Consider the following 8013-nt stretch of genomic DNA (forward strand, 5'->3'; position numbering starts at 1 on the left):
AAGATGACGCTCTGGAGCGCAGTGCTCGACTCGCGGGACCCGGCCGCGTTGGCCACGTTCTACGAGGCGCTCCTCGGCTGGACCCGCCGGGCCGGGGGCGACGAGACGTGGGTGACGTCGGCACCTCCCGGCGACACCCGCCCCGGTCTGGCGTTCCAGCTCGAGGATCGGCACGAGCCGCCGGTCTGGCCGGCCGCCGACGGGCAGGGCCAGATGCAGTTCCACCTCGACATCCTGGTCGAGGACATGCCAGCGGCAGGCGCCTACGCCCTGAGCCTCGGCGCCACCCTGGCGGGGTTCCAGCCGCAGCAGGACTGCCAGGTCTACCTGGACCCCGCCGGCCATCCGTTCTGCCTGTTCGACTCGTAGTCGCCCGTGCATCTGTCACCGGTGACAGAATTGTCGTTCGTGCGCTACTGTCACCGGTGACATGCCGGCTCCGACCACCAGCCATCGACGCCCGCGAGGAGCGTGAGGGACCTCCATGAGCACGATGCGCGAAGTGGCGGCGCTTGCGAGGGTGAGTGGGAAGACGGTGTCCCGGGTGATCAACGGCGACCGCTACGTCTCCGACCAGGTCAGAGCCAGGGTCGAGCAAGCCATCGCCCAGCTCGAGTACGTCCCGAACATGCTCTCCCAGACCTTCCGGTCCGGCCGCGACAGTGCGATCGGGGTGGCGGTCCCGGACATCGCGGACGGGTTCTTCGGCGCCGTCATCCAGTCCGTCGAGCAGTGCGCTCGGACGCGGGGTACGGCCGTCATCGTCACCAGCCTCGGCGACGATCCGGACGGCGAACGCCCCGCCGTGCAGGCGCTGCTCAGCCGTCAGGTGGCCGGTCTGATCATCGCCCCGATCTCCACCGACCAGTCGTACCTGACCGGCTGGCAGGCGCGCACCGAGCTGGTCTTCATCGATCGGCCCGCCCACCGGATCACCGCGGACACGGTGATCGAGGACGACTTCGGCGGTGCGGCAACGGCGGTAGAACACCTCATCGACAGAGGGCACCGGCGGATCGCGTTCATCGGCAACGCTGCGGCTGTGGTGACCACCGGACGGCGGCTGGACGGCTACCGCTCGGCGCTGAGCGCCGCCGGTCTTCCTCACGATCCCGAACTGGAACTGCAGTACCAGGGCGGGGCGGCCGCGGCCGTCGAGCTGGTCCGTTCGCTGCTGCAGCACCACGACCCGGCGACCGCGATCTTCTCGTCCAACTCGCAGAGTTCCGTCGCCATCGTCCCCGAGCTCCACGCCTCCGGTCACTCGGACCTGGCCTTCATCAGTTTCGGCGACTTCCCGATGGCCGCGGCCCTGCGCCCGTCGGTGACCGTGCTCGACCAGAACCCGGCGAAGGTCGGCACCGCGGCGGCACGGCGGCTGTTCGAACGCATCGATGGACCACCGGACGGAGCGCGAAGCCAGGTCGCGCCCGACCTGATCCTTCCCGTCCCCCTGGTCATCCGCGAGTCCAGCGGCGGACCCACCCACCCGCACCACCCATCGGATCACCACGCACCAGATCAACATCCACCAGATCAACATCCACCGAAGGAGAAGACATGAGCACGTTCGAAGGCCGCACCATCCTGGTCACCGGTGCCGGCGGCGGCATCGGCGGTGCCACGGTCCGCCAGCTCGTCGCGCAGGGCGCCGACGTCATCGCGGCCGGCCGCACCGCGGAGTCCCTGGAGGCGATCGTCGCCCAGACCGGAGCCCGCCCCCTGGTCTTCGACCTCGAGTCCGAGGAGAGCGTCAAGGGCGCCGTCGACGGTCTGGACCTCTGGGGCGTCGTCAACTGCGCCGGTTTCGGCGGCGAGATCGCCAGCCCGCAGGACACCGACATCGACGTGTTCGACAAGGTCATCAGCATCAACGCGCGCGGGTCCCTGCTGGTCATCAAGTACGCGGCTCGCACCCTGATCCGGCTCGGCAAAGGCGGATCGATCGTCAACGTCTCCAGCCAGGCGAGCCTCGTCGCGCTGACCAGCCACGTGTCCTACGGGTCGTCGAAAGCCGCCCTGGACAACATCACCCGGGTGTCGGCACTGGAGCTGGGCAAGTACGGCATCCGCGTGAACAGCGTCAACCCGACCGTCGTGATGACCGACATGTCGAACTTCTACTGGGGCCGCGACGACATCGGCAAGCCGTTCCTGGAGCAGATGCCGCTGGGCCGCTGGGCCACCGAGGACGACGTCGCCGGGCCGATCGTCTTCCTGCTGAGCGACGCCTCCGAGATGATCAGCGGCGTCTCGCTCCCGATCGACGGCGGTTACACCAGCCGCTGACCTGCACTCATGCGGTGGCTCCCACCCGGCGACGTGCCGCCAGGTGCGAGCCACCAGCGGCGACGAGCGTGCCGGCGATGACATAGATCGCGATGACCACCAGGTGGCCGGTGACGCCCTGGCTGCCGAGGTAGACGATCCGACGGACCGCATCGGTCCCGGCCCCATTGGGCAGTCCGTTGCTGATCTTCCGCCAGAACGGCGGCAGCAGCGTGGTCTGGTAGGCGCCACCGGCCGACGGGTTGCCGAGAATGACGAAGACCAGCACCGTCACCCCGATCCCGATGACGCCGAAGAGCACCTGGAAGCCAAGGGTGACGGTCGCGGCGGATGCCACCAGGAGCGCGCCGACCCACCACAGCGCCATGAAGTGCCCGGTGAGGGCGCCCAGCACCTGGTCGACGATCAACGCTCCGGCGAATCCGGACACGATGGCATAGGGCACGATCGCGGCGAGGCGGAAGTAGGCCCGGCGCGGAGTGGCCGGGCGGGCACCCGCCGACACCCCGAGCAGCGCGGCCATCAGGTACCCGCCCACGATCCAGCCGATCACCAGGTAGAAGCCGGTCAGGCCGCGTCCGTCGCCGTTCTGCAACGGCACGAGGTCCGTCGTCGTCAGCGTGCGGTTCTGGCTCGCCTCGACCTGGGTGACGACGGAGGTCACTGCGCTCGCCACCGAGACGCCGCCGCCACTGGACGTCAGGAGCGCGTCCGCCGTCCCCTGGGAGTTGATGACGAGCGCGGCCGACAGCTCGCCATCGCGAATCTGCTGTTCGGCGGTGGCGCGATCGGCGACGGTCACCGCCTGCAGCGGCGTTCCGGTGAGGGCGTTCAGCTTCGCGACGGTCTGGTCCGAGAGCTGGGCCGAGGACGACACCACGGCCAGCGGGATGTGCTGCGGCGTCGGCGCATGGAACGCGCCGACGTAGGACAGGATGAATCCGAGTTGCAGGAGCAGGACAGCGACGATCAGCCCGACCGTCCGCACCGAGACGGCATCCTTGAATTCTGCCCAGACCCCCTGCGGCGGAGCTACAACCGTGCCTTCTCCAAGCGGTTCGTGGCCTTCCGCAAGTAGGTTGTGGTCGTCCGCACGCAATCTGTGGTCCCCCTCAGACACTTCGTGCCGTCCGTGCCCTGCCGATGTGCTCATCGCTCGTTCCCCCCGGTGTTGCCACCTGTTGTCCGTCGAACCGTTCTGCGTCCTGTCTATTCGATACGGTAACGTATCCGATACATCAATGTATCCAAATGTGACGGAGTGATCGATGTCCCGGGCCGATCCTGGAGCTGCCGCCCCGCGCGTGACGAAACGACGCGCCGAGACCCGGGCCCGGCTGCTGGCCGCCGCGGCCGAGGTCTTTGCCGAGCGTGGTTTCGGACGGGCCACCGTCGAGGACGTCTGCGAGCGGGCCGGCTTCTCGCGCGGGGCGTTCTACTCGAACTTCGACAGCCTGGACGGGCTCTTCTTCACTCTCTACGCCGCGCGCTCGGCCGGACTCGTCGACACCCTGCAGCAGGTGGTCGGACGGACCCAGGACGATCCCTCGCTCGCCCAGGTCGTCGACCAGGTGGTCGCGGCCTTGCCGATCAGTCGCGAGTCGCACCTGCTGAACCTCGAATTCGCTGCACATGCGTTGCGGCACAATGATATCGCCCTCGTACTGGCGGCTCACCGGCAGGCCCTGCGCGAGGCTCTCGTGCCGATCCTGCGCGTCGGACTGGCAGCTGCCGGGATGCACGTCACCGCCGGGAGCCTGGATGATCTGGCCCGATCGGTGGTGGCCGTCCAGGACGGGATGTTCCTCCAGGAACTGCTCGAGCCACAGGACGCCGACCTCCCGTTGCTACGGCGAAGGATGCTCATCGACGTGCTCGACCGCGGCTAGGACAGACCGTTGACGATCGCAAAACCCGCGACAGCGGCACCGATCCCGGCCACCAGCGTGACCACGACGTTCACGATTGACTGGCGGGTCGCATCGTCCTGCCACAGTCGCGCCGTCTCGTAGGAGAACGTCGAGTAGGTGGTGAGAGCGCCGCAGAAGCCGGTGCCGACCAGCACCTGGAGGGTGCCGGGCGCCCCCGACAGCGTCGCCGCGGTCACCCCGCCGAGGATCGCGCTGCCGATGACGTTCACCGTGAGCGTGCCGAACGGGAAGGTCCCCCGCCGCCTTGACTGGACGAGCCGATCGGTCAGATAGCGAAGGGGCGCACCGACTGCGGCGCCCGCCGCCACCAGCAGGTAGTCGATCACCGCCGGCCGGCCGCGCCGCCGGAGGGACCGCCATCGGAGCCACCGGAGCCACCGCTGCCGATCCGCCGCGCCAACCACATGCCGGCCGTGACGGCGGCCAACGCCCCGGCCAGGGTGCCGAAGACGTAGAGCGCCGCGGTACCCGGGTGCCCGGAACGCACCAGCAGCACTGCGTCGACCGCGTAGGTGGAGAAGGTGGTGTACCCACCCAGGACGCCGGTGCCGAAGAACGGCCGGACCAACGGGTGGCCCGCCCGGCGCTCCGTGATCACCACGAGCAGCACCCCGATGACGAACGAGCCGGTGAGATTGATGGCGGAGGTGGTCCAGGGAAATCCCGGCGCGTGGGTCGGCCAGGACCGGCCGAGTTGGTAGCGGAGCAACGAGCCGATGACACCGCCCGCGGCGATGACCAGCAGGACGAGCCCGTGCTTGCGCCACAACTCGCGCCGCTGGGCCGGATCGTCCAGATCCACGTCGGAGTCGGCCGGCTCCAAGGCGGACAGGACCACCCGCCGGCGCGTCACACGTCGCCTCGCCCGGCCTCGGGCGCGTTCTCGAAAGAATCGGACGCTTCGGGCGCGTCAGCGGCATCGATAAGAGCCTGCAGCCCGGCGCGGAAGCTGCCCGGTTCGACGCCGGCCTCGGCGAGGATCCGGTCGGTCAGCTGATCGCCGGCGCCGGACATCTCGATCAGCAGCACCCGGCCGGCTGGAGCGATCTCGACGACCCGACGACGGCGGTCCGTCGGGTCGGTGGCCCTGGCGATGTGACCGGTGGACTCCAGATGGGCCAGCGTCCGTCCGATGGTCTGCTCGGTTAGATACTGCGACCCGGCCAGTTCCCGTTGCGAGGCAGGGCTTTGCGACAGCATGTGCAGTACGATGAGCCCGGCGTGGCTGACGTCGCTGGCCCTGAGCCGAGCGTTCCAGGTCTGCTCGGTCAATCTCGCAGCCGTCGACAGCAGCCGACCGGTCGCCCACTGCGAGCGATCCTCCGACACACCGTCTGTGCCGCCGACCATCAGCGCCCTCCCACACTCCTGCCGCACCTTCGGAGGTGCATCGAGGGTTCGAGTCTGGCACACTCTCGGTATTGCTAAGCCTGCTGAGCAAATCTTGGATCAGTTCGAGAGACACGCCGTCAGATCATCATTCACCAGGAGACCCGCAACGACGTCTTCGACTTTCCCGGCGCGGACCCGGCGGTGCCGCTGTTCGCCTTCGTCTTCCTGGTGGCCCTCGGCATCGACTACTCGATCTTCCTGATGACCAGAGCCCGGGAGGAGGTGACCCTGCACGGACCGAAAGAGGGTGTGCTGCGGGCGGTCCGGGTGACCGGTGGCGTGATCACCAGCGCCGGGATCGTGCTGGCGACGACGTTCGCAGCGCTGGCCGTCATCCCGATCATGTTCCTCGCCCAGATCGCGTTCATCGTCGCGTTCGGCGTGCTGCTGGACACCGTGATCGTCCGGACCCTGCTCGTCCCGGCCCTGTCCTACGATCTCGGCCGGTTCACCTGGTGGCCGATCACCCCGAGACCCACACGCCACCAACGGGAGTCGGCAGAAGTCCTCGAGCGAAACGAATCCCGGACGTTCGCCACCCGCTGACCGGGAGTCCGTCAGCCGCGCATCACTCGACCTTCTCGCTCCGTCGCTCGATGAGAACGGTGTCCCGCCAACGACCGTGGTGGCGGGCGATGCGGCTACGGGTTCCGATGGTCCGGAACCCGGCCCGGCGGTGCAGCGCCAGGCTGGCCAGGTTCTCGGGGAACACGGCCGACTGGATCGTCCAGACACCGGCCGCCTCCGTCGAGGCGATCAGGGCGTCGAGCAGCATTCGCCCCACCCCACGTCCGGCCTCGACCGGGTCGACGTAGACCGAGTGCTCGACCACGCCGGCGTACGCCGGACGCACCGATACTGCAGACACCGCAACCCATCCGAGAACCGACTCATCTCGCACCGAAACGAATCGGTGGGGCCTGAGGCGGGACTCGTCGAAACGTGCCCAGGTCGGGGTGCTCGTCTCGAAGGTGGCGTTCCCGGCGGCGATGCCGGCCGCATAGATGGCCTCGACGGCCGGCCAGTCTGCCGGCGCCATCGGCCGGACCGCTATCCCGCCGCGGCCGTCAGCGGTCATCTCGGCGCCGTTGTCGCGGCCGGCCAGGGACCGCCGACATCAGCGCAATGCCAGCCGGTCGCGGCCGGCCTGCTTGGCGTCGTAGAGAGCGGCGTCGGCGCGGCTGATCGTGACGGCGATCGACTCACCCGCCGCCCAGGTCGTGTAGCCCACCGAGCAGGTGAAGCCGCCCGGGACACAGGCACGGATGCGCTCCAGGATGCTGATGTTCTGCTCGGGGGTGGTGCCGGGCAGGGCGATGACGAACTCCTCACCGCCCCAGCGGGCGAAGACGTCGGAAAGTCGGAGCGCCCGGCGGGCGGCGGTCGCGAAATCACGGAGGAAGAGATCTCCCGCGCCGTGCCCATAGTTGTCGTTGTAGTCCTTGAAGTGATCGAGGTCGACCAACGCGATGGTCAGAGCGCCGTCGGCGATGGAGGTCGACGCCACCAGTTCGTCGAGCCGGGAATCCCAGGCCCGACGGTTGAGTGATCCGGTGAGAGGGTCGGTACTGGCCGAGTTCTCCAGTTCCGCGCGCAGACGCTTGGCCTGGAGCGAGACCGCGGCCTCGTCGGCGATCACCCGGACGGCACGGACCGCCCGGTCGCCGGGGTCGGCCACCCGATGGCTCCAGGTGACGATGAGCAACGCCTGCACGCTGCCGGTGACGACCACCGGCTGCCAGAGTGCGCTGACGGTGCCGTTGACCGCCAGCATGGCCGAATTGATCAGTGGGTGGTCGGCGGCATCGGCCAGGAAGACGGCCTCGCCGGTCGCCCAGACCCGGGCAGTCATCGACACGTCCTGCAGCGGAACGAGAATACCGACCGTTGCCTCGCCGGCGCCGGCCGTCACCACCAGGTGATCGGGATCGTTCAGCTCCACCATGGAGACGGTCGAAGCGCCGGACAGGTTGCGAACGGAACGCACCACCGTCGGCCGCGGATCCTCCCCGGCCTGGACGCACCGGGCCACCGCGGCAATCGCGGCCAGGTCGGACTGGGACTCGCGCAGCGCATTCTCCGCCGCCTTGCGCGCGGTGACGTCCTGGACGATCGCCAGCGTCCAGGCCTCTCCGTTCGGCCCGGGGGTCGGCGTGATACTGGCCCAGGCCCAACGGATCTCGCCGTCCGGCCGGACCAGGCGCACCTCGGTCCGCACGATCCCGTCGGCGCTCTCGAGCTGGCCCTGCTCGGCTGCGGCGATCGCGGCATGGTCGTCAGGATGGGCGAAGCGGGTCGCCGATTGACCTAGGAGACTCCTGAACAACCCGGGTTTGGGGGTGACGTCGCCGGCGGCGTGTCGGGCTCGGACTGTGAGCAGGCCGGTGTGCGGTGGTGGCGC

General features: G+C 69.0%; 10 protein-coding genes and 1 pseudogene. 5 read left to right on the forward strand and 6 right to left on the reverse strand.

Features of this window, described 5'->3' with window-relative positions; genetic code table 11:
- Positions 1-3: 3 nt before the first annotated feature.
- The 3 genes from ABIB25_RS24955 to ABIB25_RS24965 all read left to right on the forward strand — a co-directional run bounded on the left by ABIB25_RS24955 (position 4) and on the right by ABIB25_RS24965 (position 2289).
- On the forward strand, positions 4-369 hold the full coding sequence (locus ABIB25_RS24955; RefSeq protein WP_354531236.1) for a VOC family protein: 366 nt from the start codon (positions 4-6) through the stop codon (positions 367-369).
- Positions 370-484: 115 nt separating this feature from the next.
- The gene (locus ABIB25_RS24960) at positions 485-1564 is read left to right on the forward strand and encodes a LacI family DNA-binding transcriptional regulator (protein ID WP_354531237.1); all 1080 of its coding nucleotides are present in this window, start codon (positions 485-487) and stop codon (positions 1562-1564) included.
- Entirely contained in the window at positions 1561-2289 is a 729-nt protein-coding gene (locus ABIB25_RS24965) for an SDR family oxidoreductase (RefSeq protein WP_354531238.1), read from the forward strand. Before ABIB25_RS24960 ends, ABIB25_RS24965 begins: the two co-directional genes overlap by 4 nt.
- 7 nt (positions 2290-2296) lie before the next feature.
- Here the strand turns inward: ABIB25_RS24965 and ABIB25_RS24970 are convergent, their stop codons facing one another.
- Positions 2297-3277 carry a YhgE/Pip domain-containing protein gene (locus ABIB25_RS24970; protein ID WP_354531239.1) on the reverse strand — a complete coding sequence of 327 codons (981 nt, stop codon included), beginning with the start codon at positions 3275-3277 and terminating at the stop codon, positions 2297-2299.
- A gap of 280 nt (positions 3278-3557) precedes the next feature.
- Between ABIB25_RS24970 and ABIB25_RS24975 the strand changes: the two genes are divergently transcribed.
- A complete protein-coding gene (locus tag ABIB25_RS24975) occupies positions 3558-4178 on the forward strand; it encodes a TetR/AcrR family transcriptional regulator (protein WP_354531240.1) in 621 nt (206 codons plus the stop codon).
- On the opposite strand, the gene crcB (ABIB25_RS24980) is transcribed toward ABIB25_RS24975, so the two are convergent.
- From crcB (ABIB25_RS24980) to ABIB25_RS24990, 3 genes are read right to left on the reverse strand one after another with little or no spacing between them, the layout of a single operon-like run.
- Entirely contained in the window at positions 4175-4543 is a 369-nt protein-coding gene (gene crcB, locus ABIB25_RS24980) for a fluoride efflux transporter CrcB (protein WP_354531250.1), read from the reverse strand. The genes ABIB25_RS24975 and crcB (ABIB25_RS24980) overlap by 4 nt on opposite strands.
- Entirely contained in the window at positions 4543-5073 is a 531-nt protein-coding gene (crcB, locus tag ABIB25_RS24985) for a fluoride efflux transporter CrcB (protein ID WP_354531241.1), read from the reverse strand. Before crcB (ABIB25_RS24985) ends, crcB (ABIB25_RS24980) begins: the two co-directional genes overlap by 1 nt.
- Positions 5070-5570 carry a MarR family winged helix-turn-helix transcriptional regulator gene (locus tag ABIB25_RS24990; RefSeq protein ID WP_354531242.1) on the reverse strand — a complete coding sequence of 167 codons (501 nt, stop codon included), beginning with the start codon at positions 5568-5570 and terminating at the stop codon, positions 5070-5072. The genes crcB (ABIB25_RS24985) and ABIB25_RS24990 overlap by 4 nt, the downstream gene beginning before the upstream one ends.
- Before the next feature lie 147 nt (positions 5571-5717).
- On the opposite strand from ABIB25_RS24990, the pseudogene ABIB25_RS24995 reads away from it, so the two are divergent.
- Positions 5718-6158 (forward strand): annotated as a pseudogene (locus tag ABIB25_RS24995) (MMPL family transporter); the annotation flags it as partial.
- A 22-nt stretch (positions 6159-6180) separates the two neighbouring features.
- On the opposite strand, the gene ABIB25_RS25000 reads toward ABIB25_RS24995, so the two are convergent.
- The gene (locus ABIB25_RS25000; RefSeq protein ID WP_354531243.1) at positions 6181-6690 is read right to left on the reverse strand and encodes a GNAT family N-acetyltransferase; all 510 of its coding nucleotides are present in this window, start codon (positions 6688-6690) and stop codon (positions 6181-6183) included.
- Between the two features lie 39 nt (positions 6691-6729).
- A partial coding sequence (locus tag ABIB25_RS25005; protein WP_354531244.1) for a sensor domain-containing diguanylate cyclase occupies positions 6730-8013 on the reverse strand: 1284 nt, incomplete at its 5' end.

The organism is Nakamurella sp. UYEF19 (assembly GCF_040546275.1).
In the GTDB taxonomy this organism is placed as follows: domain Bacteria; phylum Actinomycetota; class Actinomycetes; order Mycobacteriales; family Nakamurellaceae; genus Nakamurella.

Excerpts from the sequence above, each read along its gene's own strand:
- ABIB25_RS24975 (WP_354531240.1), top strand. The coding sequence starts at position 3,558 with ATGTCCCGGGCCGATCCTGGAGCTGCCGCCCCGCGCGTGACGAAACGA.
- ABIB25_RS25000 (WP_354531243.1), bottom strand. The coding sequence starts at position 6,690 with ATGACCGCTGACGGCCGCGGCGGGATAGCGGTCCGGCCGATGGCGCCG.
- ABIB25_RS24965 (WP_354531238.1), top strand. The coding sequence starts at position 1,561 with ATGAGCACGTTCGAAGGCCGCACCATCCTGGTCACCGGTGCCGGCGGC.
- ABIB25_RS24960 (WP_354531237.1), top strand. The coding sequence starts at position 485 with ATGAGCACGATGCGCGAAGTGGCGGCGCTTGCGAGGGTGAGTGGGAAG.
- ABIB25_RS24990 (WP_354531242.1), bottom strand. The coding sequence starts at position 5,570 with ATGGTCGGCGGCACAGACGGTGTGTCGGAGGATCGCTCGCAGTGGGCG.
- ABIB25_RS24955 (WP_354531236.1), top strand. The coding sequence starts at position 4 with ATGACGCTCTGGAGCGCAGTGCTCGACTCGCGGGACCCGGCCGCGTTG.